This window comes from Streptomyces sp. NPDC043853, assembly GCF_056436025.1.
The window spans coordinates 269,304-292,724 of sequence record NZ_JBWKDJ010000001.1; the positions used below are offsets into that span (position 1 = coordinate 269,304).

Annotated in this window: 18 protein-coding genes and 1 tRNA gene; 10 read left to right on the plus strand and 9 right to left on the minus strand. The window is 69.9% G+C overall.

Going from position 1 to position 23,421, the window contains the following annotated elements; genetic code table 11:
- The first annotated feature begins 277 nt into the window (after window positions 1-277).
- The 5 genes from AC067U_RS01100 (at window position 278) to AC067U_RS01120 (ending at window position 7,925) form a co-directional block, all read left to right on the plus strand.
- Window positions 278-1,057 carry a hypothetical protein gene (locus tag AC067U_RS01100; RefSeq protein WP_478827498.1) on the plus strand — a complete coding sequence of 260 codons (780 nt, stop codon included), beginning with the start codon at window positions 278-280 and terminating at the stop codon, window positions 1,055-1,057.
- Between the two features lie 432 nt (window positions 1,058-1,489).
- Window positions 1,490-1,840, plus strand: a complete 351-nt coding sequence (locus AC067U_RS01105) for a hypothetical protein (protein WP_223837602.1) — start codon at window positions 1,490-1,492, stop codon at window positions 1,838-1,840.
- Complete coding sequence (locus tag AC067U_RS01110; RefSeq protein WP_478827499.1) at window positions 1,837-3,900, plus strand: DEAD/DEAH box helicase family protein; 2,064 nt, start codon at window positions 1,837-1,839, stop codon at window positions 3,898-3,900. The genes AC067U_RS01105 and AC067U_RS01110 overlap by 4 nt, the downstream gene beginning before the upstream one ends.
- Window positions 3,890-6,607, plus strand: coding sequence for a TerD family protein (locus tag AC067U_RS01115; protein WP_478827500.1), 2,718 nt, complete (start codon window positions 3,890-3,892; stop codon window positions 6,605-6,607). Before AC067U_RS01110 ends, AC067U_RS01115 begins: the two co-directional genes overlap by 11 nt.
- A 373-nt stretch (window positions 6,608-6,980) precedes the next feature.
- Window positions 6,981-7,925: a site-specific integrase gene (locus AC067U_RS01120; protein ID WP_478827501.1), complete on the plus strand. Its 945-nt coding sequence runs from the start codon at window positions 6,981-6,983 to the stop codon at window positions 7,923-7,925.
- 127 nt (window positions 7,926-8,052) lie between these two features.
- Here AC067U_RS01120 and AC067U_RS01125 read toward each other — a convergent pair whose 3' ends face one another.
- Window positions 8,053-11,343 carry a class I SAM-dependent DNA methyltransferase gene (locus AC067U_RS01125; RefSeq protein WP_478827502.1) on the minus strand — a complete coding sequence of 1,097 codons (3,291 nt, stop codon included), beginning with the start codon at window positions 11,341-11,343 and terminating at the stop codon, window positions 8,053-8,055.
- A 682-nt stretch (window positions 11,344-12,025) separates the two neighbouring features.
- On the opposite strand from AC067U_RS01125, the gene AC067U_RS01130 reads away from it, so the two are divergent.
- The gene (locus AC067U_RS01130; protein WP_478827503.1) at window positions 12,026-13,369 is read left to right on the plus strand and encodes a site-specific integrase; all 1,344 of its coding nucleotides are present in this window, start codon (window positions 12,026-12,028) and stop codon (window positions 13,367-13,369) included.
- A gap of 31 nt (window positions 13,370-13,400) precedes the next feature.
- On the opposite strand, the gene AC067U_RS01135 is transcribed toward AC067U_RS01130, so the two are convergent.
- Window positions 13,401-13,474: transfer RNA gene (locus AC067U_RS01135), tRNA-Pro, on the minus strand.
- A gap of 105 nt (window positions 13,475-13,579) precedes the next feature.
- Here AC067U_RS01135 and AC067U_RS01140 point away from each other — a divergent pair.
- Window positions 13,580-14,071: a DUF309 domain-containing protein gene (locus AC067U_RS01140; RefSeq protein ID WP_478827504.1), complete on the plus strand. Its 492-nt coding sequence runs from the start codon at window positions 13,580-13,582 to the stop codon at window positions 14,069-14,071.
- Between the two features lie 34 nt (window positions 14,072-14,105).
- Here the strand turns inward: AC067U_RS01140 and AC067U_RS01145 are convergent, their stop codons facing one another.
- Genes AC067U_RS01145 through AC067U_RS01160 form a run of 4 tightly spaced genes read right to left on the minus strand, consistent with a single transcriptional unit; the run spans window position 14,106 to window position 17,476 of the window.
- On the minus strand, window positions 14,106-14,498 hold the full coding sequence (locus AC067U_RS01145) for a VOC family protein (protein WP_478827505.1): 393 nt from the start codon (window positions 14,496-14,498) through the stop codon (window positions 14,106-14,108).
- 4 nt (window positions 14,499-14,502) lie between these two features.
- On the minus strand, window positions 14,503-15,174 hold the full coding sequence (locus tag AC067U_RS01150; protein WP_478827506.1) for a LutC/YkgG family protein: 672 nt from the start codon (window positions 15,172-15,174) through the stop codon (window positions 14,503-14,505).
- Complete coding sequence (locus AC067U_RS01155) at window positions 15,171-16,691, minus strand: lactate utilization protein B (RefSeq protein ID WP_478828249.1); 1,521 nt, start codon at window positions 16,689-16,691, stop codon at window positions 15,171-15,173. The genes AC067U_RS01150 and AC067U_RS01155 overlap by 4 nt, the downstream gene beginning before the upstream one ends.
- Window positions 16,692-16,720: 29 nt before the next feature.
- Complete coding sequence (locus tag AC067U_RS01160) at window positions 16,721-17,476, minus strand: (Fe-S)-binding protein (protein ID WP_478827507.1); 756 nt, start codon at window positions 17,474-17,476, stop codon at window positions 16,721-16,723.
- Between the two features lie 18 nt (window positions 17,477-17,494).
- Between AC067U_RS01160 and cobF the strand changes: the two genes are divergently transcribed.
- Window positions 17,495-18,247 (plus strand): precorrin-6A synthase (deacetylating), encoded by a 753-nt coding sequence (gene cobF / locus AC067U_RS01165; RefSeq protein ID WP_478827508.1) that lies wholly within the window; start codon window positions 17,495-17,497, stop codon window positions 18,245-18,247.
- A 154-nt stretch (window positions 18,248-18,401) separates the two neighbouring features.
- Here cobF and AC067U_RS01170 read toward each other — a convergent pair whose 3' ends face one another.
- Together AC067U_RS01170 and AC067U_RS01175 are read right to left on the minus strand one after the other, a co-directional pair.
- Window positions 18,402-19,541: an aminotransferase class V-fold PLP-dependent enzyme gene (locus AC067U_RS01170; RefSeq protein WP_478827509.1), complete on the minus strand. Its 1,140-nt coding sequence runs from the start codon at window positions 19,539-19,541 to the stop codon at window positions 18,402-18,404.
- A gap of 117 nt (window positions 19,542-19,658) precedes the next feature.
- A complete protein-coding gene (locus AC067U_RS01175) occupies window positions 19,659-21,362 on the minus strand; it encodes a glycoside hydrolase family 71 protein (RefSeq protein WP_478827510.1) in 1,704 nt (567 codons plus the stop codon).
- 457 nt (window positions 21,363-21,819) lie between these two features.
- Between AC067U_RS01175 and AC067U_RS01180 the strand changes: the two genes are divergently transcribed.
- A complete protein-coding gene (locus AC067U_RS01180) occupies window positions 21,820-22,287 on the plus strand; it encodes a hypothetical protein (protein WP_478827511.1) in 468 nt (155 codons plus the stop codon).
- Between the two features lie 68 nt (window positions 22,288-22,355).
- On the opposite strand, the gene AC067U_RS01185 is transcribed toward AC067U_RS01180, so the two are convergent.
- Window positions 22,356-22,928 (minus strand): TetR/AcrR family transcriptional regulator, encoded by a 573-nt coding sequence (locus AC067U_RS01185; protein WP_478827512.1) that lies wholly within the window; start codon window positions 22,926-22,928, stop codon window positions 22,356-22,358.
- A gap of 139 nt (window positions 22,929-23,067) precedes the next feature.
- On the opposite strand from AC067U_RS01185, the gene AC067U_RS01190 reads away from it, so the two are divergent.
- Entirely contained in the window at window positions 23,068-23,259 is a 192-nt protein-coding gene (locus AC067U_RS01190) for a nuclear transport factor 2-like protein (RefSeq protein ID WP_478827513.1), read from the plus strand.
- Window positions 23,260-23,421: the final 162 nt, after the last annotated feature.

Below are 23,421 nucleotides of genomic sequence, written 5' to 3' on the forward strand. Positions count from 1 at the left end.
CGTGTTCAAAATCCGGGATCAGGGCCCATGGGCCACAACAACATCGACATCGCTTGCAGGATCTACCGGCACCTCGTGCCCGGCTCCATCGGCACCGCGGCCACAATCCCCGACACGGGGTTGGCTGCATGACTCCTCGTGGCCACGGCCCGCAGCTGCGGGGACCGACCGAGCTATGGAGGTCAGCAGTCGTCGGCCCTCTGCGCTGCTGGCAGAGCGCCGACAAGCAGACAGGAATAGTGGCCCAGTGTCAGGGGGACGACGTACAGTCTGACAAGTGCGCTACGGACGGAAGGCATTGTTACCAGCCCCTGGCACCTTCACCAACGAGAAGACACTCGCCGCCTTCGTCCTGAGCAAGATGGAGCGATGGTTCCACATCGAGGAACAGGTCCCCGGCAAGTACTGGACCGGCGAGGAAACTCGCATCGATGCCGTCTTGAGGCCACGTGATCCGGAGCCGTGGTTCGATGCCAACCCGGCGTTCGGCGTGGAGTTCAAGAACCTGACCCCTCACTCCAGCGTGGGTGACAGGTATGGCTGGGTTGCCCAAGCCGTCGGTTACACCCACTGCCAGTGGCAGGGATACGGCAGATTGGCCATCTTCCTGTGCCCATCCCCTCTGTCCTGGCTCCTGTCACGGGCTGACGTCATCGAAAGCGCGCGGCAGCAACGGATCAGCCCCGACATGCTCGAAGAGGAGCGGCAGCGCGTCCGTCGCTACGGCCGATCGTTCGGCAAGGAGTACTCGGATGCATACGTGGAGCGCGAAGCACTGGTGTCGCATCGTCGCCGACTCGGTGAACTGTCCTACGAGGAGTTCACGGCTCGCGCTGACGGATACGCCAACGCCGACGAACGGCAGCGCGAACATGATCTCCGCGTCGCAGACGAGCTCACACATCTCCTGGGGCAGCTCAACGTGGGCGAACTCATGCCCTATGAGGCCAGCGGGTGGGCACTGACACGGTCAGGCGAAAGGGTGTGGAGCGAACGACATGGCGTATCCGGGGTCCGTTACAGCCTGCTTCCTCGAATCGGCTCCCAGAGACGATGACGGACGGGCCGACCTACCCGGGTTACCTCCTCAACACTCAGTGGCACCGCATCAGAACGAAGCACCGCAACGCGAGCCGGAAGTTGCCAGTTGCCCTGCCGTCGTGCCCACCTGCTGTGACAATGGGTGCTGTGTGGGGCGTGGCGTGTCTGCTGAGCCGTATACGGAAGACGAGGGTGGGAACTGTTGAGGACGTGGTTCGAGCGAATGGCGTCGATCCCAGGCTTGGCCTTCACCGGCAGTCCTGGTGTCGTGAGGGATCAGCTACCCGGCGCCTCCGTCCGACCGGATGAGTCGTACAGCACACCTATGTGGCCGACCGCTGAGGGGAGTACCTCCGCGACCCCGGCCAGCCAGCACGTACCGTTCGACGCACGGGGCGCGGAACATCTCGCGAGCGTCTGGGAGGCCCTGGAGCTTCCGGGATCGGCCATGGACTACCACTTTGTCCTTCAGAGTGCGGTCGACCGTCTGTGGAGCGATCGACGTTCCTACGCTGCCGGGCTCGAGATGCTCGAGGTTTTCGCCGAGCTGGACCTGCAGTTGATGGAGGCCGCACCACAGGCGGTGTCGTTCGACGAGGACGTCCGTCCGGAGACGTTTGTGAGGGTCACGTCCGTGCCGCGCCTGATCTCGCTTCTCGAGCGCGAAGGGGCATTCACCGAAGCGTTGGCGCTGGCTCGCAGGCTCGCCCCTTTCAGGCAGGGCGAGGATGTGGTGGAGCGTCTTTTGGAGAAGACCGAGGCGCTGGCTACCGAGAGTGCCGCGGGCGGACTGGTATGAGCACTCGCCTTGACCAGCTGATCCCCTCTGCTTCGTATTTGGAGGAGGCCTTCCTCCGGTGGGTGCTCACTCCTGCCGTCGAACCGGGCATCGTGCCGCGGGTGCACAGCCAGCATCCGGTGGCGGTCAACGAGCGCTCCTACCGGCTGGACTACCTCATCGCAGGCGACTCGCTCCAACTTGCCATCGAGTTGGACGGTTTCGCGTTCCACAGTGACCGCGCCGCGTTCACGTACGACAGGCTGCGCCAGAACGACTTGGCAGCCACCGGTTTGACCGTGCTGCGGTTCTCCTACGATGCCGTGCGTCTGGACACCCGTCGCTGTGTTGCACAGCTGCAGGCCATGCTCCGCCGCGACGTAGAGCTCTCCCCCTTTGTCGTCGCCGCGCCACACGTCGAGGTTCCGGACATGGCGGGCGATCCGATGCGGTCCGCCGATCCTCCGCGATACGGCCTGGAGGCTTCCGGCACCGCCTACTTCGACGGGGTCCGGCCCCTGGTGGACCGCGGGCCACTGAGAGCGTGCCAGGACGAAGCGTTGGGTGCGCTGGCCAATTACTACGCCTCCGGTGGCCGCCACGCGGCGACCGTGATGGCGGTCGGAGCCGGCAAGACCGCGCTGGGCGTGGCTGCTGCGCTCTCGTTCACCAGACGCCGTGCTCTCGTAGTGACGCCCGGCTCGGTGATCCGCGGTACCTTCGCCAAAGCCCTCGACCCCGGTGTACCGGGCAACGTCCTGTATGGGCTTCCGGGTGGGCCCTTGTTGCCCGGGGCCCGCCCGCCGCACGCCTTGGTGCTGGACGCAGACGAGACGCAGATCAGCCACGTGACACGGGAACGACTGCTGGTGGCGGACGTTCTGGTGACGAACTTCCATGCCCTGGGCACCGGGGACAAGCCCGGGGACCTACTGGCGAAGCTGGCGCCGGACGACATCGACTTCATCGTGGTGGATGAGGCACACATCGCTGCCAGTGACTCCTACCAGCGGCTGTTCGCTCACTTCCGTCATGCGCGGACGTTGCTCATGTCGGCTTGCTTCAAGCGCCTGGACGGCAAGCCCATCGACGCCGACGTCGTCTACCGCTACAGGCTGGTGGACTCCGTCGCGGACGGCTCCGCGAAGAACTTGCGGGTCCACCGGTTCGCCCCGGATACAGCGACGACGGTGTACGAGGCCGTGTGGCCGGACGGCCAGCGCGAGGAGATCGTGGGCCGTGAGGCGCTGCTCGCGGCACTCGGAGACGAGCGGAAGATCGCGCGGATCACCGCGCAGTCAGACGCATCGATCCACCAGGTGATGGCGGTGACGCGAGCGTGTCTGGATGCGCAGGCCAAGCTGCTCGCTCCGGTCAAGCCCCGGGTGCTGTTCTCAGCGATGGGTGAGGCCCACGCCCGCCAGATCGCTCGGATCGCCGAGGCCCACGGCATCCCCTGCGGGACGTTGCATCACAGCATGTCGGCGTCGGCGATTGCCGCGACCAGGCGGCGGTTCGAGTCCGATTCGGGTGATCTCCAGGGCATCGTGCAGCTTCGGATGCTCGGCCAGGGATACGACTTCCCGCCGATCGCTGTGGTGGTGCCGGTACGGCCTTACGGCAGCTTCGGTGAGTTCTACCAGTTCGTGGGGCGTGGCGTACGTGTCCTGCGGCATGGGGGCGTGCCCGCTGGCGAGCAGTACATGGACGTGGTCTGCCACGCGGAACTGGGCCTCGAGGAACATCTGGAGGCCATGTGCGTGGACAACGACATGGATCCCGCGGTGTTGCTCGACGCCCCGCTGATCGATGCCGCATCGCTGTCGGAGAAGGCCGAAGGCGAGGGGGGTGATGGGTCCGCGGGCGCCGGCCCGGCCGGGGTGGATGCGTTCGTGCTGTACGAACAGGGCCGCGTCGAGCAGCGTGTGGTGCACGACCTGGACCGGGTGGAGGCGAGACGAGCCGAGCGGGAGATGCAGCTGATGGCCCAACGCTACGCCGTTTATGCGCAGAGCTCCGCGACCCCCATGCCCTTCGAGCAGTTCGTCGAGTACGTGAGGAGGCTGACCTGTGGCCAGTGATCAGCTGCGATGGTGGCGGGACGCCCCCGGCATGAGCCCGGACGAGGCTCTCGTTCTGGAGACTGACGCAGGCCAGGACCAGCGGTTCGCCGAACTCGACGCGATGGCCGCAAGACTCCTGGAGGCCGCACTCAACGGGCAGCCGATGGCCAGAGTCACCCAGGGTAGGGGCCCTCAGGCATCGGACACCGTCGAGCTGGTGGGGCTCGCGCCGCAGGAGCGACTCCTGTACACGGATGTGTTCGGCGTCCAGGAACAGCAGCGTCGGGGTGCCTGGTACCTACCGCAGAAGTTGTCGCTGAAGGCGGGTGTGGTGAACCTGCCACATCTGATGCGCCGACGCGCGGCTCACGCGATGACGGTGGCAGCGGACGACACCGCCCGGATCAGCACCGTGGACAGTGCCGATGCGGTGCTGCTGTGGGCGTTGTTGAACCCGTTGTTCGAGACGGTGATGGAACCCGTCCGAGTGCGGGCAGCAGGCCCGGTCGGTTCGGCCGAGGACCAGCAGCAGCTATGGGACGAGATCGAGAGTCGCTTCGCTCGGCTGGGTCTGGCTCCCGATGTCCTGGCGCGCTTCCGTTTCGGGGCCGGATGGCACCGACTGGACCGGGCTGCGCAGCAGCGCGCACGCCTCGAGCTGTTGGACTCGCTCGCCGCCAGCGACCTGTCGCAGCTCGTCGCCCGCCATCGCATGACGCAGGTGCAGTCCCTGATGGAAGGCTTCACCAAGAAGGCCAAGTCCGCCAAGATCGGGACGGCCTTGGCGCGTCGTGTCTTGACCCGGGCCCTGCAACCTGTCGTCTCCGGCTACTTCTCGGGCGACTGGCTCGCCGTACTGGACTACCTCCAGGTGTCCCCGCACCCGGACGAGGAAGTCATCACCACGCTCCCCGAGCCCCGCCTGTACGTCGGCATGTCCTCCCAGGCGGCGACCATGGCGGCTGAGTCCGGGGTGCCGGAGGAAGAGATACACGCGGTACTCACCGCCTTCCTCGGGGGAACGTCCTCCCTCTCCCCGGTTGAGGAACGCGGTGACGCACTGCGTGAGTGGTGGGTGGCCTTCGACCAGGCACACGCCGTTCAAGCCCCGGGTATGCGGTCATTGTGGGGACTGGTCGACGAGGAACTCATGACGCAGTCCGGGAACGACCAGGGTTCCACTCCCCAGTTGTACCGGGACATCCTGCCCACTGCCGTGAACGAACGCGTCGACCGGTTGTGGGACACCATGACACTTCAGCGCCATTCCCGCAGCATCGTGAGCAATCCGCGACCTCACCAGCTGATGGCAGACACCTTCGGCCCTGCAGTGGAGTTCTGGCACGGGGTTGCTCTCACCGCTTGGTTCGTGTGCGAGGGCCCCTCCTCCCGCACTTCATTGTCAGGTGTCGCCGACTACTACAGGCGTTCCCTCGCCGCACTCCAGACCGCCGACTGTCCGGTCGATCCCTCACTGTTCGAAGAGCTGCGTACCGCCGAACGGCACCTGAGGCCGGAGGAAATGATCACGAGGGACGACGGGTTCTCTGTCGGCACGCCCTTCGGTGACGTCACCGTGTCTTCGAGCATCGGTTACTCCACTCGTCGTGAGGGCTTCGAGCGCGTCCGCGACATCGTGACCCGGCACCGCCGCGCTTGGGCTGAGGAGCACCTCGCCACTTACCTCCAGCAGCGCTGGCGCACCGAGCTGGAAGACGTGGCCCGTGCCCATCACCGGTTCGTTGCCGCCAAGGGGCGTCCGCCCACCCTGATCCAGTTCGCCCAGTTCGCCACCACGGCGGCCAACCGCTGGACCGGCGGTGATCTGGGTTCCGTGTACACCGCCATTGGTGAGCCGGCCGCGGCCGAGCAGGAACGGCCCACCCGTCTGCTGACGTGCGACGGCTACGACTTCGCACGCAGGGTCTACGAGGCATTGGGCGGCAAGCCGCTCTCCCACGACACCTGGATGAACGACCCGGACGAGTCCCGCCGGCAGTGGCAGCTGAGCCGATTGGCCACGGAGAGCCTTCGCTATCTCCAGCTCCATGAAGCACTCGGTGAACCGCCCACCGCCAAGCAGTTCGGCGCACAGCGCATAGCCTGGCCCTGGCCCGGCGAGGAGGCCGAAGGGTGGCCGATCTTCCAGAGCGCGATCAGCGCACTCACCGACACGAGCCCTCCGGTGGCCGCGGGCCAGACTGCAGGCGATCTCCCTGCAGTCCGAGAGGAACAGCTGGCCAAGGGAGGCAACGCCCCACTGCGAACAGCGCCCGTCACCGTGCGCATCATTGCCACCGGAGCGCCCGTTGACGTATCTGCAGTGCTCCTCGCTACCAACGGCAAAGTACGCAACGACAACGACCTGGTCTTCTACAACCATCCTCATCAGGACGGCGTACGAGCCGACGGTGACACGGTCACAGCCGTCCTGGGCAATGTCCCCGATGACGTCAGGAGCATCGCCGTCGTCGTCAGTATCGACCTCGAGGCCCGACCCACCGCGGTCTTCGACCAGCACACCACCTGGCGGGCCGAGGCTACCCAGCTGTCCCAAAACCTCCTGTCGTTCCAGCCGGAGCCCTTCGGATCGGGCGAGACGGTCACCGTCGCGATGGAGCTCTACCGGCACTCCGGCGGGTGGAAGGCTCGCGCCGTCGGGCAGGGCTACGACACCGGACTGGCCGGCCTGGCCACCGACTACGGCATCGACGTCGAGGCCTGAGCAGCCCGTCGGCATCGCTGCATAATCTGCGTCACCCCGATTCACCGCTACGGACCCGGAAGTCCCATGGCCTGCAACGCCTGCCGCAGCCGCTGACGACCGACGTGGTCACCGGCACTCTTCGCTGTCGCCCGGCATCCATGACGGGGCGATCGCCCCTCTCGGGACCCGGCACCGCCAAGATCCGGACCATCCCCGGGCCAGACCTCGAACCTGCGGCCCCAAAACCAATGTCTCCGCTGGTCAACGGCTTGCCGCTGCTGGACCAGCAGGAGTCGAAGAATCTGCTGGGCGTCTGCGAAGCTAGGTCAAGGCGCGGCCCTTGGCGCTCTGCCAAGGGCGACGGGCTGGTCAGGAGGCTCTGGGAGGCGTGGTGGTCCCCTGTGGTCGCACGCTGAAAACATCCACACCCCCACCCTCGCCTCCCGGAGGCAATCCCCATGCGTACCAGCGTCGGCCGCGGCCGGATCTACCGCCGCTGCGGCTGCAGAGACCCCCAGCACCACCAGCTCGGCACCCACTGCCCCCACCTGACCACCGACAGCCAGCACGGCACCTGGAACTTCGCCGTCGGCGTCCCACCCCAGGCCGCCACCGCACCACCGTCCGGCGCGGCGGGTTCCGCAGCCAGGACGCCGCCGAGCACGCTCTGGGCCGGTTCCTCGAGGGCGAAGCCGGCGGATACAACGCCGACCCCAGCCAGACCGTCGCCGCCTACCTCAACGCCTGGCTGGCGGCGAAGACCCTGGTGCTGAAGCCCACCACCATGGCCCGCTACCGCGACTACGTCCGCAACGACCTCATCCCCGCCTTCGGCACCCTCAAGCTCGACCAGCTCGCCCACCGGCACATCTCCGCCTTCGTCACCTGCCAGCTCGCCGCCGGCCGCGGCCGCACCACCCTCTACCGCTGCCTGGCCACCCTCTCCAGCGCCCTCGGCGACGCCGTCCGCCAACACCGCCTCCCCCACAACCCCGCCTCTCCCCCGGTCCTGCGCCGGCCGACCGCACCGGAACGACGCATCTGGACGGCAGAGGAGGCTGCCCGCTTCCTCACCTACTGCCACCAGGCCGACCCCGAGATAGCCGACCTGTTCGAGTTCCTCATCGGCACCGGCATGCGCAAGGGCGTAGCAGATCTTCTCTCCCGACGGGCTGTGGACCTGCGACCCCAGAACCCCGTCTGGAGCCGACAACGGCATAACGTCTGCCACTGGCTCAGGCAGACGGATGCACGGGGCGCCCCCTACTACCGAACCCTCAAGCCGCTACTCGACACCCACGCCGAGCAACTGGCCAAGGCGATCGACTGCGCCTGACCACGACGGATGACAGTCACGGCACCGATTCAGTGCGACCGTACTTAGCAGTCATACCCGGAGCTCCCGGACCTCTGATCGTACGATTGACCAGATCAAGCCCACATCATGGCGGGTAGGACAACCTTCAGGCGTCGTCCCGGGGAAACTTGTGGTCCCTGCCGCAGCGCAGTGTGATGTCCCCGCTCGTCCTGTCGAACTTGTGGAACAGGAACAGCTCCCGCGCGTCGCAGTCCTCGCAGACCTCCGCCCGAGCGACGGGCCACAAGGGCAACGGCCGGGGGGACGAGGGTCCTTCCACGTAGATGCGGTCCGGGTCAAGAGTGGTGGGGAACGAGCGCTCGAAGGGCTCCCAGTCAGGATGGCTTCCTTGGAGGCGCCGCCCGATCAGGGTGAATCCGCCGTTGCCGGTGTACGCGCAGGTGTCGACCAGCTCCCAGCGAAGGGCGGACAGCCAGCCCACCGATTCCAGGGCCGCCACAACCAGTGGCTGCAGAGCGTCGACCTCCCGCTCCAGCTTGTGTTCCGGCTGCACTCTGCTTGCGTGGCTCGAATCGTTCCTCATCCCGCGCAGTTCGCGCAGCGTTCCGAGCACACCGCCGGGGTCCAAAGCGCCTTCCAGTTCCGGAAGTTCGGGGATAGGCCCGGCCTTGACCAGGGCTTCGATCTGTTTCTCCCACGTTCCGAAGGTCGCGCCACCCTGTGAGAGGGACCTGTTCCTGCGGAGGGTGTCGATGAAGCCCTGGTCCCGGTGAATCTGGACCGCGACGGCAAGCACCCCGACACAACGAGCCACTCCCTCCGCGAGTTTCAGGAGAGCATCCTTGCGATGGGCCAGCGTCGTGGCGATGCGGTACTGCCGGGCCAGTGCCGCCACGTGGTACGGATAGGTCCACTCGGCCCGTCGGACCGGATCCCCGAGCGGCTGGACGAGCTCCTCGATGATGAGCGCCTCGTACGCGGAGGCCTTGGCCGCGCGGCGCATCTCGTCGAGGCCAGCCTGCACGCCGTGGAACACGTTCGGCAGGATCCTGGAGGTCGTACTGGCCAGAGCCGCCTTGCCATGGTCGAGATCATCCAGATGTGCGTTGAACTCGGGGTCCTTGATCAGCTCGACGGGCACCGGCGAGTTCATGGCCACACGCGAGTACGGGCCGTCCTCTTCGCTCGCCCGGGTCCGCATCCATTCGCACAGAGCGCGCCCGCTGTTGCCGATCGGACGCAGCACGGTCAGAGCGGTCACGGCGTCCCCGAACTCCGCAGGCAACAGGCGCCAGTTGCCTCCCAATCCCACCACGTCACCGCCGGCGCAGGCGGCCACGGCCTGCCCCGGCCGGGGAGCCTCAGTGAGATCCGCTGCGGTCACCACCACCTGGAGGTCTCTGCCGCTCAGCAGGGGCAAACCCTCCATGGCCCTTCTGCCCGGTGAGCCGTTCGCTATGCGCCGTGCCACCGTGGAGAGCGGCCCGAAACCCGTGTCAGGACCGACGGCCAGGAACGGGGCCTGAGGCAGGGCATAGCCGATCTCGATGCCGACCTGGCCACGCAACACATTCGGGTACTCGGGCGCAATCTTCTGCTCGATGAACTCGCTCACGTCTTGTCCCAGAGGCAGCCTCACCTTGTGACGTAGCTCGGGATCCGGCAGCGGAAGTCCCCGCGCATCCTTCTGGAATTCGCCCTCCGGAGCCGATTCGGCCACGGCCTGACGTACTCTGCGCCACAACGCGGGCGGGAGCTCCGTCGGCAGACCCTTGTTCTTCAGTGCTGTCGAGAACGCGCCCTCGAAGGCGGACCAGGTGGTCCAGGTCTGACCACTCAATGCGCGGAGAGCGGCCACCAGGGCGTCCGCCCCGGCGAATCGGGCTGGCTTCCTCCATGATCCGGCATCGGTAACGGTGGCGGGATTCACCGTGAAGTACTGCCGGAGCGGCTGGTCGACCGTGACCTCCTGGTAGGCGAAGGAGTCCACGTCGAGCAACAAAGCCCCGTCCTCGCCGCCAGCTTCCTGCCCCTCGTCCGAGGTGCCGCCGTAAGCGGCTTCGTAGCGCTCCGCGAGGCGGGCGATGTTCTGGTCGGTTAGATAGTGCCGCTTACGGCCCAAGGGCCCGCGCAGTGTCGCGAAGTGCCCCCGCGCGTCCAACGCGATGACTTTGCCTCGCAGTCGAGGCGGCTTGCGGTTGGACAGCAGCCAGAGACACGCAGGGATACCGGTGTTGGTGAACAGATGCGCGGGCAGGGCGACCACGCCCTCCAGCAGGTCGTTCTTCAGTAGCCACTGCCGGATCTTCGACTCGTCCGAGCCGGTACCGCCCCGGTTCAGCAACAGGGCGGGAAACAGAAGGGCCGCCCGCGCACCGCCTTCGGCCGGAGGCCGCATATGGGCGACCATGTGCTGCACGAACAGCCAGGAACCGTCACTGACACGGGGCAGTCCAGCACCGAAGCGCCCGGCGGGACCCGACTCCTCGGCCTCGCGCTTCACTTCGTCCCGCGACCTGCGCCAGTCGACGCCCCACGGCGGGTTCGACAGCAAGTAGTCAAACTTCTCGCCGCGGTACCGGTCGTCGCTGAGAACGTCACCGGACAGGATGCCCGTCGGATCCGCGCCTCTCATCATGCGTGCGGAACGGGCCATCGCACGACTCTCCGCATTGATCTCCTGGCCGAAGACCTGCACTTCGGCGAGACTGCCCATGCCACGCAGAAAGTCCTCGACGGTGGTGAACATGCCTCCGGTGCCGCAGCACGGGTCATGGACGGCGATCGGCCGACCCGCCCGGTCCAACGTCGCCACGTCCGGGCCGAGCAGCAGCCTTACAGCCAGCGCGGTCACGTCCTGAGGGCTCGTGTGCTCGCCCGATGCCTCCGGCGCCTCGTCGATGAGACGCCGGACCAGTTCCTCGTACTCCCGCCCCATCTCCTGGTCGGAGACGACATCAGGACTCAGATCGAGCTCGGCAAACCGGGACACCACCTGGCGCAGCACACCTGCCTTCGCCAACCGCCTTACCATGGATGCGAATTCGAACGCGTCCAGCGCGTCCACGACATCGGCGGAGAAGCCCCGTACAAAGCGCTCCAGCGCTTCGGCGAGGAGCGACTCGCCATCCGATGGCGTCTCGTCAACTGTAGTGAGCAATCCGCCGAGGCCGTCCGAGGTGTCCGGCGCACCGGCGGTCCCGTCCATTCCGGCCGTCGCCGCGTCCGGGGCGGGGGTCGCGAGACTGCTCTCCCCTTCTGCGGCCGTCACTCTCAGTCGCAGGTCTGACTCATGCCGACGCAGGCAGTCCATCCGGTGCAGCAAGGTGAACGAGAGGATCACCTTACGCCTCTGATTGGCCATTGTGCTGCCCCGCAGCAGATCCGCCACAGCCCAGCCGACATCCACCAGCGCGCGGATTCTGTCCCCAGCCACTCGCCCCTCCTATGCCCGGCGGCCACCCACCAGCCGGGTACCGATCATCATCTCACCCGGTGACCAGGTGTGATGGTGATCGGTGTGTCCGGGTCGCAGGTCTCGGTAACGTGCGCCACGAGGCCCCTTCAGCGCCAAGACATGGAGCGACAGCAGCCCCGAGATCGATCTGGCCGCCATCGTCGAACGCCTCACTCGCGAAGGGGCACCAGGGTTCGATCGCGTCCGGAAACTCAACGAGTATTTCGCGGCCGCACCTGTATCCATCAACTGGTCGACTTCCGGAAAATCGAGACCGAGGAGATAGATGGGGTCCAAGTGCACCGCTTGGACCCCAGCGAACCGCTGGAGCAGGTTCTTCGCAAAATCCGAGCACGCCGGACAGCACCGTCTACGACGGCAGAAGACTGAACCGCTGTGCAGCGGACGGCGATGCTCGCGCCCAACACGCTCGTCGGCGCCTCCGGTGCCAGCATGGCGAGCGGAGCCAGTGACTAGCCGCCGCCCTTGGCGCACCGACAAGGGAAACTCGCTGGTCACAGCGATGTGACAGCCGTGGTGGTCGCAGGTGGTCGCACGAGACTGGAGGTGTCGACCTTCCCTCCGCCTCCTGGAGGCGATCCCCATGCGTACTACTGGAGACCGCGGCCGCATCTACCGGAGGTGTGGCTGCCGCGACACATTGCGTCACCAATTCGGAGCACACTGCCCTCACCTGCTCACTGATGGTGACCACGGGACGTGGACCTTCGCCGTCGACGTCCCGGCACCGCGCCGCCGCCGGACGACCGTCCGCCGGGGCGACTTCGTCAGCCACGACGCGGCCGAGGGGGCGCTGCGGAGGTTCCTGGAGGGCGAGGCCGGCGGGTTCAACGCCGACCCGAACCAGAGCCTCGCCGCCTACCTGACCGCCTGGCTCGCCGCCAAGGCCCTCGTGCTCAAGCCCACCACCATGGCGCGTTACCGGGACTACGTCCACAACGATCTCGTCCCGGCCTTCGGGACCCTGAAGCTGGACGAGCTCGGGCACCGGCACATCGCCGCGTTCGTCACCGGCGAGCTCGCCGCCGGCCGCGGCAAGACCACCCTCTACCGTTGCCTGGCCACCCTCTCCAGCGCTCTCGGTGACGCGGTCCGCCAGCATCGCCTCGCCCACAACCCCGCCAGTCCCCCGGCACTTCACCGTCCACCGTCGCCAGAGCGCCGGATCTGGACCGCGGACGAGGCCGTCCGCTTCCTCCAGCACTGCCACCAGGCAGACCCAGACATCGCCGACCTGTTCGAGTTCCTCATCGGCACCGGCATGCGCAAAGGAGAGGCCCTCGGTCTGCACTGGGACGACGTCCACCTGGCCGAGCGTGTCCTCTATGTACGGTGCACGCTCTCCGCGATCGACAACAACCACCTCGTCATCACCACGCCCAAGACCCGTACCAGTCGGAACTGGGTAGCCGTCTCACCCCGCGTCGCCACCGCACTCGAGCACCGGGCCCGGTCAAGGGCCCGCCGCCACAGCGACCCCAGCGATCCATTCACCGGACTCGTCTTCTGCAGACCCGACGGCCGACCGCTGCGACCCCACACCGTCCTCGACCGGCTCCGGCAACTCTCCAAAGAAGCTGGCGTACCCCGGGTGACCGTTCACGACCTGCGGCACCTGGCCGCCACCATCACCATCACCGCCGGCGTCCCGCTCACCGTGGTCTCCAAGACGCTGCGGCACTCCACCCTCTCGACCACCGCAAACATCTACAGCCACCTCACCCAACAAGCCGCCCGCGAAGCCGTCGACACCATCGACCACACGCTGACCAGAGCCGAGAGGACCAGCACGCATGCAGACCGCCCGGCATGGCTGCGACCACCACGCGACCACATCCAGCGCCTCCGCGAGGCCCTCCACCGGCTCCACTCCCCCGCCCCGCCCGCGTACAGCATCATGGCGAACCAGCCCCGCACCGGGTGTGCGACCACACTGCGACCACCAGGACTCCGGGCACGGAAAAGCCCGCCCTCTCATGGATGAGAGAACGGCCTCCGACCTGCAAGAAGCAAAGTCGGGACGACAGGATTTGAACCTGCGACCCCTTGACCCCCAGTCAAGTGCGCTACCAAGCTGCGCCACGTCCCGATGCCCTGTCACCCGGCGTGATCTCCGGGTGGCGGTGCAGGAAGAACATTACCCCACGCCGAAGGATGCTCACGCACCGGTCACCGGGCGCGCGAGGATGGAGGGGTGGGCGACAGGGCGAGCGGCAGGGACAGGGACGGTGCGGGGCGGGCGCGGAGCGCGCGGCCGCGGGACGGGCTGGGGCGGCCGCTCGCCTACGGCGAGGCCGGGGTCGAGCGGCAGCCCGAGGGGGTGGAGCGGAGTCCGGAGGAGACCGTGCGGGAGGCGCAGCGGCTGCTGGACGCCGGCATGCCCTTCCACGCGCACGAGGTGTTCGAGGACGCGTGGAAGACGGGGCCGGCCGACGAGGCCGCGCTGTGGCGGGGGCTGGCCCAGCTCGCGGTGGGACTGACGCACGCCGCGCGCGGGAACGCCGTGGGCGGGGCGCGGCTGCTGCGCCGCGGGGCCGGAGTGCTCGGCGGCCTGGGAACGCCGTACGGGATGGACCTGGACGCCCTGGTCCGGTGGGCCGGGGCGCTGGCCCGCCGGGTGGAGCGGGGCGAGCCGATCGACGCCGCGCGGGAGGCGCCGCGGCTCACCGGGCGCCGCCCGGCCTAGCCGGTGCCTGGTCGGGCGGGGGGCTGGGCGTGGGCTAGGCGGCCGGCTGGAGGAGGTCCCAGCGGTTGCCGTAGAGGTCCTCGAAGACCGCCACCGAGCCGTACGGTTCGTGCCGCGGTTCCTCCAGGAAGCGGACGCCCTCGGCCGTCATGCGGGCGTGGTCGCGGGCGAAGTCGTCGGTGTGGAGGAAGAAACCGACCCGGCCGCCCGTCTGGTCGCCGACGCGGGCGCGCTGGGCGTCGTTCTTGGCCCGGGCGAGCAGCAGGGCGGACTCCTTCGTGCCCGGCGGCCTGACCACCACCCAGCGGGAGCCGTCGGGGCGCGGGGTGTCCTCGGCGAGCTCGAAGCCGAGCGCGCGGGTGTAGAAGTCGATGGCCTCGTCGTAGTCGGCGACGACGAGGGCGGTCAGGGCGATGTGCGAGGGCATGGGCTCATTCTGCCGAACCGCCGGTGCCGTCCCGGTGGCCGGAGCCGTCGAGGAGTACGACGTCCAGGGTGCGGGGGCCGTGGACGCCCTCGACCCGGTCCAGCTCGATGTCGCTGGTCGCGGACGGGCCGGAGATCCAGGTCAGCGGGCGGGTGGGGTCGAGGAGGGGCAGGGCCTGCGGAACGGAGTCGACGACCTGGCCGGGGACCCTGACCACGCAGACGTGGTGGTCGGGGACCAGCGTGATCCGGCGCCGCCCCTGGTCGGGGCCGGCGTCCAGGACGATGGTGCCGGTCTCGGCGATGGCCAGGGCGCAGCCCGTCACCACGCTGTCCACCGAATCGAGTTCGGCGGTCGTCTGCGCGGCCCGGTCGTGGATCCGCACGGCGTCGGCGGCCGAAAGCCAGTGTGGGGGCAGGGCGGCCGGCACCAGGACGGTCCGTGCGCCGCGCTCGGCGAGGAGCCGCATCAGGAGCTCCGCGATGCCGTCCTCGTCGGTGCGGTGGACCCGGGCGCGGTACTCCGTCAGGTTGGTGGCCAGGAGGTCCACCCGTTGCGCGGGGGTGCGGTCCGCGTGGGTGGTGAGGTAGTCCCGCGGGACGGCCTCCGCCTCGCCGGCAGCTGCGGAGCCCGTCGCGCGGCGGATGCGGGCCAGGATCTGGTCCTTGCTGCTCATGTCGCCGTCCCCCGGTCCCGATCGCGGCTCCTGCCCGTGCCCCCGCCCCCGTCCTGTTGCCGTTGCCGTTCCCGTTCCCGTTGCCGTTCCGCCCACCAGTCGCGGAAGGACTCCGCCGGGGGCCGCGGCAGGTCCCGGGTGTCGGTCCAGGCACGGCCGGAGCGGCCGGGCAGGCGGTGCGGGTGGAAGCGGCGGGTCCGGGCCAGGACGCGCTCGGCGGCGCGCAGCGCGCCCGGGTGGTCCAGCAGCAGCCGGGCCCCGCGCATCGCGGCGCGTTCCGCCGCGTGCCCCTTGGCCGGGCGGAGCCGGATCCGGACGCCCTCCCGGGTCACCGGGCCGCCCTGTGCGACCCGTTCGCGCAGGTGCACCAGGACCTCGGGGATGTCGATGGCCACCGGGCAGACCTCGTAGCAGGCGCCGCACAGGGTGGAGGCGTACGGCAGCGAGGCGTCGATCTCGGAGGCGGTGCCGCGCAGTTGGGGGCTGAGGATGGCGCCGATCGGGCCGGGATAGACCGAGCCGTACGCGTGCCCGCCGGCCCGCTCGTAGACGGGGCAGACGTTCAGGCAGGCGGAGCAGCGGATGCAGCGCAGGGCCTGCCGGCCCACCTCGTCGGCGAGGGTATCGGTGCGGCCGTTGTCGAGCAGGACCAGGTGGAAGGCGGACGGGCCGTCTCCGTCCGTGGTGCCCGTCCACATGGTGGTGTACGGGTTCATCCGTTCGGCCGTGGAGGAGCGCGGCAAGGTCTGGAGGAAGATCTCCAGGTCGCGGAAGGTGGGGACCACCTTCTCGATGCCGACGACGGAGATCAGCGTCTCCGGCAGGGTCAGGCACATGCGGCCGTTGCCCTCGGATTCGAGGACCACCATGGTGCCGGTCTCGGCGACCATGAAGTTGGCCCCGGAGACGGCCACCTTCGCCCGGAGGAACTTCTCGCGCAGGTGCAGCCGGGCCGCCTCGGCGAGCGCCGCCGGGGTGTCGTCCATCCCCTCCGGTGCGGGTCGGCCCCACTCCCCCATCTCGCGGGCGAAGATGTCGCGGATCTCGCCGCGGTTGCGGTGGATGGCCGGGACCAGGATGTGGGAGGGCCGGTCGTGGCCGAGCTGCACGATGAGTTCGGCGAGGTCGGTCTCGTACGCGGCGATGCCGGCGGCCTCCAGGGCCTCGTTGAGGCCGGTCTCCTGGGTGGCCATCGACTTGACCTTGACGACCTCCCGCTCGCCGGTGGCCAGGACCAGGGCGGTGACGATCGCATTGGCCTCGGCGGCGTCGGCGGCCCAGTGGACGGTGCCGCCGGCCGCGGTCACCGCCTCCTCCAGCCGGAGCAGGTAGTGGTCGAGATGCCGCAGGGTGTGGTCCTTGACGGCCCGGCCGGCCTCGCGCAGCCGGTCCCAGTCGGCGAGTTCGGCGACCGCGCGGGCCCGCTTGTCCCGGATGGTGTGCGTGGCGTGGCGCAGGTTGCCGCGCAGGGTGTCGTCGCGTACGGCCTCCCGCGCGGCGGCCGGGAAGGCCGGCATGCCCACGAAGGTGTGCGTTCCGGTTCCGGTCACAGCAGCGGCTCCGCTTCGGTGGCGGCCAGGATCTCGGCGAGGTGCAGGGTGCGCAGCGGGGAACCGGCCCGGCGCAGGGTGCCGTCGAGATGGGCCAGACAGGAGTTGTCCGCCCCGCACAGGACGGACGCGCCGGTCCCGGCGGCGTTGCGCAGTTTGTCGGCGGCCATGGCGGCGGACACGTCGGGGTTCTTCACGGCGAAGGTGCCGCCGAAACCGCAGCACTCCTCGGCACCTGGCAGTTCGAGCAGTTCGAGACCCTTCACGGCGGCCAGCAGCCGGCGCGGCCGGTCGCCGAGGCCCAGGCCCCGCAGGCCGTGGCAGGACGGGTGGTAGGTGACGGTGTGCGGGAAGTACGCGCCGACGTCGGTCACCCCGAGGACGTCCACCAGGAATTCGGTGAGCTCGTACACGCGCGGCGCGAGGTCCGCCGCGAGGGCCGCGAGTGCCTCGCCACGCCCTTCGGCGGAGGCCTTCGCGCCCATCCTGGGGTAGTGCTCGCGGAGCATCGCGGCGCAGGACCCCGAGGGGGTGACCACGTGGCTGTACTCGGCGAAGGCGGCGGCGGTGCGCCGGAGCAGCGGCTCGGCCTGGTACCGGTAGCCAGTGTTGTACTGGGGCTGGCCGCAGCAGCTCTGCGCCGCCGGGAAGTCGACGTCCACCCCGAGCCGGTCCAGCAGCCGGACCACGGCGATGCCGGTTCCGGGGTACAGCGCGTCGTTGACGCAGGTGACGAACAGGGCGACGCGCATGACGGGCAGAATAGCCGGGTGAAGAAGTTCTCAGTGATCGGTATAGGCGCGGGCGACCCGGACCACCTCACCCTGCAGGCGGTCAAGGCGATCGGCGCGGCGGACGCCTTCCTCATCCTGGAGAAGGGCGAGGAGAAGGCGGACCTGACCGGGCTGCGGCGGGAGATGCTCGACGCGTACGCCCGCCCCGGCCACCGGCTGGTGGAGGGCCTCGACCCGGACCGGGACCGCACCCCGGCCGACTACGCGCCGACGGTGGACGGCTGGCGCAGCGCGCGGGCCGAGATCTTCGAGCGGTTCCTCGCGGAGGACCTCGCCGACGGCGAGACCGGCGCCTTCCTGGTGTGGGGCGATCCGTCCCTCTACGACTCCACGCTCGCGATCCTGGAGGAGGTGACCGAGCGGGGCCGGGTGCAGTTCGCGTACGAGGTGGTGCCGGGGGTCAGCAGCATCTCGGCGCTGCTGGCGCGGCACCGGACGAACCTGAACCGGGTGGGCCGCCCGGTCCAGATCACCACCGGGCGGCGGCTGGCCGAGGGCTGGCCGGCCGACGCGGACGACGTGGTGGTGATGCTGGACGCGCGGCACGCGTTCACCCGCCACCTGGACCAGGACCTGTACATCTACTGGGGCGCGTACGTCGGCACGCCGGACGAGATCCTGGTGCAGGGGAAGCTGGCGGAGGTGTCCGGGCGGATCGAGGAGCTGCGGACCGAGGCGCGGACCCGCAAGGGCTGGATCATGGACACCTACCTGCTGCGGCGGGGCTGATCCGGGACCACCTGCCGGGGCGCTCCGGACGGACCGCCGGCCCGGACTGCCTGCCTGCCCGGGCCGGACCACCCGCCCGCACCGGCTGCCCGCACCGGCTGCCCGCACCGCCTGCCCGGCCCGGGCGGCCGGGACGGGCCCTGTGCCGTCCGGATCAGCCGCCGCCCAGGTACCCGGGCAGGACCGCGGCCAGGCGTTCGTACTCCTCGGGACGGTTGTAGATCTGGCCGCAGACGCGGATGCCGCCGCCGCCCGGCCAGGGCCAGACCAGGGTCCGGATGCGGTGCCGGGCCGCGATGTCCTCGCGGAGCGCGGCGGCCTGGTCGCGGGTCTCGGCGACGCCGGGAGGGAGCCGCAGGGCCCGCATGGCCAGGCCCTCGGAGTGCGGGAGCGGCCGGAGGCCGGGGAGCTCGGCGAGGACCGCGGCCCCGTGGGCGGCGAGGGCGCTGTTGTGGGCCCGGACCTTGGGGGCGTCGAGCCGGTCCAGCAGGTCGAGGCCCTCGGGGGCGGCCAGCCAGCTCGTGTAGTCGACGGTGGCCCGGTATTCCACGGACCGGGGGAAGCCGTGGTGGTCCTCCCAGGAGGGCACCAGCGCGCGCACCCGGCCGCGGTGTTCGGGCGCGACGGCGAGCACGGCGCTCCCGGGCGGGGCGTAGCCCCACTTGTGCAGGTTCCCGAACCAGAAGTCGGGCCGCCCGGCGAGGGGGTCGGGCAGCATGCCCAGGGAGTGGGCGCCGTCGACGACGGTGGTGATACCGCGCTCTCGGAGCTCCGCGAGCAGGCGCGGGCCCGCGATGATCCGGGCGGTGGGTGAGCTGATGTGGTCGAGGACGGCCACCGTGGTGCGGGGGGTGAGGGCGGCGAGGACCGCCGCGCACACGGCGTCCTCGTCGGGCAGGTCGGGTCCCAGCCGGGCGGTGGTGACGGGGGCGAAGCGGGCGGCGGCCTCGACGACGGTGCCGTAGCCGTGGTCGGTGACCAGGATCTCGTCCCCGGGTGCGAAGGGGACCGCGGTGAGGGCGAGGTTGGCGCCCTCGGTGGCGTTGGACACCAGGGCGAGGCCGGAGGGGTCGGCACCCAGGTGCCGGGCGATCCGGCCGCGGGCCTGCGCGACACGGTCGGCGGCCCCGATGAAGAAGGCGTCCGGGTCGGTGTGGAGTTCCCGCTGGAGGGCTGTCTGCGCGTCCTGGACGGGTATGGGGACGGCGCCGAAGGAGCCGTGGTTGAGGTGGGCGACGTCGGGCGACAGCCGGAACAGCTGCGGCCCGCCGGGGAACTCGGTGACGGTGGTCACGGCGCAGGGCCTCCAGGGTGCGGGGCGGATGCGGGGCGGGGTCAGGGTGGTGACCCTGCGATGATCTCCCCCGCCCCGCCCGTCCCCGAAACCGGGGCTCCGCGGCGGCCGCAGGCCTCAGCAGCAGCTCGGGGCGTCCCGTGCGCTGGTCGCCGCGTAGTACTGGAGGTCCTGGACCTCCACCGAACGGGTGACCGGGTAGGGCAGTTCCACCTCGGCGCCCTTCACGGCGCGCCCGCCGCGGACCACCTCCGCCTCGCTGGTGCCCGTACGCAGCGGCAGCAGCTTGGCGTGCACCCCGGCGGGGGCCTCGTGGGACGCCTTGGCCGACCCCACCGCCGTACGGACGGTCGCCGGCGCGGTCAGGAAGCTGAGCACCTCGACCGAGTCGCGCGGTGCCGCGCTGCCCCCGCGCAGGTTCATCAGCAGCGACTGCCTGCCGGTCGGGTCGGCGGAGGCGAACTGGGTGCGGGAACTGAGGTAGAGGGTGTCCCTGACGATCTTCGGCCAGGAACCGGTCTTGAACCGGGTCAGGTAGTACGAGCCGATGTCGAGGTAGGTGTGGCCGTTGTGCAGCGAGGGCGCGAACTGGCTGCCCTCGGAATAGTCGTTCCAGGTGGTGAGCTGCACCCAGTCGGCGCCGTCCTCGATGGCCCGGGTCCAGGTGGCGCGCAGGGTCGCGGTGTTGCCCGCCTCGTCGTAGATGCCCTGGTTGGGGCGGGCGTCCTGGACGGACACGGGCTGCATCCAGATCTTGCCGGCGGCGTGGGCCCGCTTGACGTCGCGGGTGGAGCTCTCCTGGCCGGTGTAGGACCGGCTGCCCCATTCGGAGAAGCCGTGGCTGATCGGGGTGAAGGCCGCGTGGTGCGCGCCGAAGTCGAGGAAGAGCGGGACGAACGCGGTGCGGATGCCGTGCTTGGTCCTGAGGGTGTCGAGCACCCGGGTCCACCAGGCCACGCTCTTCTGCTCGGCCTTGAACGGGGAGACGACGAGCCGGCCGTCGGGGAGGCGGTGGGCCGCCGGGGACTTGGCGAGCTTGGCGAGGGAGTCGGCGAGGACGGCGGGGTCGTCGGTCCTGAGCGAGGTCATGTCCGGCATCAGCATGATCTTGAACTCGGGGTCGACCGAATGCGCCGCCTGCATCAGCAGGTTGGACCACTCCCAGTTGCGCCCGGAGAGGGAGAGCAGGTCCAGGGTGAACCCGTCCAGGCCGGCCGCGCGGGCGGTGCGCACCTCCTGCTGGAGGTTGGCGAGCACCCAGTTGCCGCCCTTGGGCTGGACGGGCAGCGGCCGGTCGCGGAGCAAGCCGCCGTAGGCGCCGTGCTTGCCTCCCTCGCCGTTCGGGTTGAGGTAGTGGCGGGTGTAGTAGTCCCGGTCGGCGCTCAGGTTGTCGAGGGACAGCGGGTAGGGGGTGAAGTAGTGCGCGAAGACCAGCTTCCTGCTCTTCCGCAGGGTCCCGCTCGACGGCAGGTCGAAGGGCAGCGCGCCGGCCGGGCGGGCGACCGCCTTCCCGTCCTCGCCGCCGTTCCCGCCGCCGCCCTTGCCGGGGCTCGCCGAGGGGGGCATCTGCCCCGGCGGGAGCGGGGCTTCACCGCTGCCGGGGACCGGTGGCGCGGGGCTCGCCGCGGTGCCGCCCGGGGCGGCCGCCCCGTTCGCGGCCGGGCCGGCGGCCGTGCCGGTGGTCCCGGCACCGGCCGAGAAGGGGTCCCAGACCATGCCCGCCAGGACGCAGCCCGCCACCAGCAGGCAGGCGGTGACCAGGAAGGACAGCGCGGGGCGGCGCCGCCGCACAGCCCGTCTCTTCCGGTGATGCGCAGTCATTCCCCGGTCCCTCCCTGGAATATGCCCGTGTCCGGGACTGGACAGCAGTAGAGCGGATTCCCGCCCGGTGGACAACCGTTCCCAGGCCGGAGGGGCATGGCACGTACGTCACAGGCACCACGGGAACTACGCCGACCCGAGCGCCGTACACCCTCCGGGGGGCACCCGGGCCCGCGCGGACGTCCGTCTACCGGACCGTCGACGGCCCGCCGGCCGACGACTCGTGGCACCTGGCTGACGGCCCTCGCCGATGGCCTCGCTGATGGCCGGAGGTCGGGAGCCGTCCCGACCGGCGGGTACGGCGCCGGGTAGTGGGCAACCATCACCGGATAGCGGGCGTTTGGGCGGAATCTGACGTTCCCCTAGCCATCCGGCACAACTGGCGCATACTCGTCGTTGATACGGCTTGAAAACTTCAGCCCATCGCGTGGGACACACGCGCATGGGAGACGTATGCATGGGACACGTATGCATGGGGGGCATCGTGCCGATGAAGACCCTGCCGACAACTTCCGACGAACTGTCCAGACTGCTCACGGCGGTGCGCCGCGGGCAGCTGGTGACGGTGACCGGGCGCCTCCGCGAGCCGCGCAGCCTGCTCGTCCGCGAGGTCGCGCGCCGGCTCGCCTCGAACTTCCTCGACGGCACGGCCGTGGTCCCCGTGCAGCACGGTTTCGGCGTGCGCCGGCTCACCGCCGCGCTGGGCTGCGTGCCCGGCATGCCGTTCCTGCCCTGCGGCACCGCGAACGCGGCGTCGTACCTCGCCGAACGGGACATGCTGCTCGTGCTCGACGACTCCGACCGGCTCACCCTGGAGGCCCTGGACTGGCTGAGCGGGCTGCTGGCCGTCGCACCCGGACTGCGGATCCTCGCGGCCGGGCGCTTCCCGCTGGCGCTGGAGCAGGAACGGGTCCACCGGCTCTGACGGGCCCGGCCGGGCCCGACGGCCACGGCAGTCCCGGGCCTCCCGCGCCCCTCCGCCGCGACCGGCGTTCAGCGTGGCCGCAGCCCCTCGAACACCACCTCGAAGATCCTCTCGCGGGGCGCCGGATCCGTTCCGAGCTGCTCCACCGCCGTTCCGACGCCGGCCAGGAGGGCGATGAACTCCGGCAGCCCGAGTTCCGGGCGGACCGCCCCCGCGCGTTGCGCCCCGGCCAGCAGCCCGGCCAGCCGGTCCCTGATCTCCGTGGACGGACCGTACAGGGAGGCGTGTACGTCCATTCCGGCCGCGGCGAGAGCCCGGACGAACTCGTTCTTGCCCACGGACCGTTCCACCACCAGCCGGAAGCAGGCGAAGAAGGCCTCGGCCGGTCCGGCCTCGGCGGCCAGCCGCGCGGTCTCCGCCGCTATGGCCTCCAGCCTCCGCACCATCACCGCCTCCAGCAGCGCCTCCTTGGTCGGGAAGTGCCGGAAGAGCGTGCCGACTCCGACCCCGGCGGCCCGGGCGATCTCCTCGGTCGGCACGCCCGTGCCGCGGCTGGCGAACACCTCCGTGGCGGTGTCCAGCAGCCTCGCCCGGTTGCGGGCCGCATCCGCCCGCAGCGGGCGCCCAATGGCCCCGCTCATCCCTCTCCCACCCTTCCCGCCCTTCCCACCCGTCTGCCCCTTCTCACTCTTCTCGCCCGTTCCTCCGGACGCCAAAACCCCTCTGAACAAACGGAGTTGACAGTCCGTATCGTCGAAACGGAGTCTCCGGTCCGATTCCATGGTGGTGGTCGCCGCGTTCGACTACCGGGTGCGCCACCGGGAGACCGGGCGGACCTTCACCCCCTCCAACGTCCAGGTCCTGCGGGTGCGCGACGGCCTGATCGTCAGCAGCCGGGACCACGACCACCTGGCCCTCATCGTGGCCGGCGGTGCGCTGCCGCAGCTGGTGGCTGCGCTGGAAGGCGAATAGGCCGAACAGGGCGGACGCGGGCACCGGTCACCCGGCCGACGGGGGCCGGGTGCCGCCCGGGTGAGGGGTCCGCGCAGGGCGCGCGAAGGGCTCCGGGTACGGGTCCGCCCCGGCCGGGCGGTTGCCGGCCGGGGCGGTCCACGCGTGACGCGTCAGGCGCGT

Excerpts from the sequence above, each read along its gene's own strand:
- AC067U_RS01105 (WP_223837602.1), top strand. The coding sequence starts at position 1,490 with ATGGACTACCACTTTGTCCTTCAGAGTGCGGTCGACCGTCTGTGGAGC.
- AC067U_RS01110 (WP_478827499.1), top strand. The coding sequence starts at position 1,837 with ATGAGCACTCGCCTTGACCAGCTGATCCCCTCTGCTTCGTATTTGGAG.
- AC067U_RS01145 (WP_478827505.1), bottom strand. The coding sequence starts at position 14,498 with ATGCCCTCGCACATCGCCCTGACCGCCCTCGTCGTCGCCGACTACGAC.
- AC067U_RS01150 (WP_478827506.1), bottom strand. The coding sequence starts at position 15,174 with ATGAGCAGCAAGGACCAGATCCTGGCCCGCATCCGCCGCGCGACGGGC.
- AC067U_RS01155 (WP_478828249.1), bottom strand. The coding sequence starts at position 16,691 with ATGCCGGCCTTCCCGGCCGCCGCGCGGGAGGCCGTACGCGACGACACC.
- AC067U_RS01160 (WP_478827507.1), bottom strand. The coding sequence starts at position 17,476 with ATGCGCGTCGCCCTGTTCGTCACCTGCGTCAACGACGCGCTGTACCCC.
- AC067U_RS01175 (WP_478827510.1), bottom strand. The coding sequence starts at position 21,362 with ATGACTGCGCATCACCGGAAGAGACGGGCTGTGCGGCGGCGCCGCCCC.
- AC067U_RS01180 (WP_478827511.1), top strand. The coding sequence starts at position 21,820 with ATGGGACACGTATGCATGGGGGGCATCGTGCCGATGAAGACCCTGCCG.
- AC067U_RS01185 (WP_478827512.1), bottom strand. The coding sequence starts at position 22,928 with ATGAGCGGGGCCATTGGGCGCCCGCTGCGGGCGGATGCGGCCCGCAAC.
- AC067U_RS01190 (WP_478827513.1), top strand. The coding sequence starts at position 23,068 with ATGGTGGTGGTCGCCGCGTTCGACTACCGGGTGCGCCACCGGGAGACC.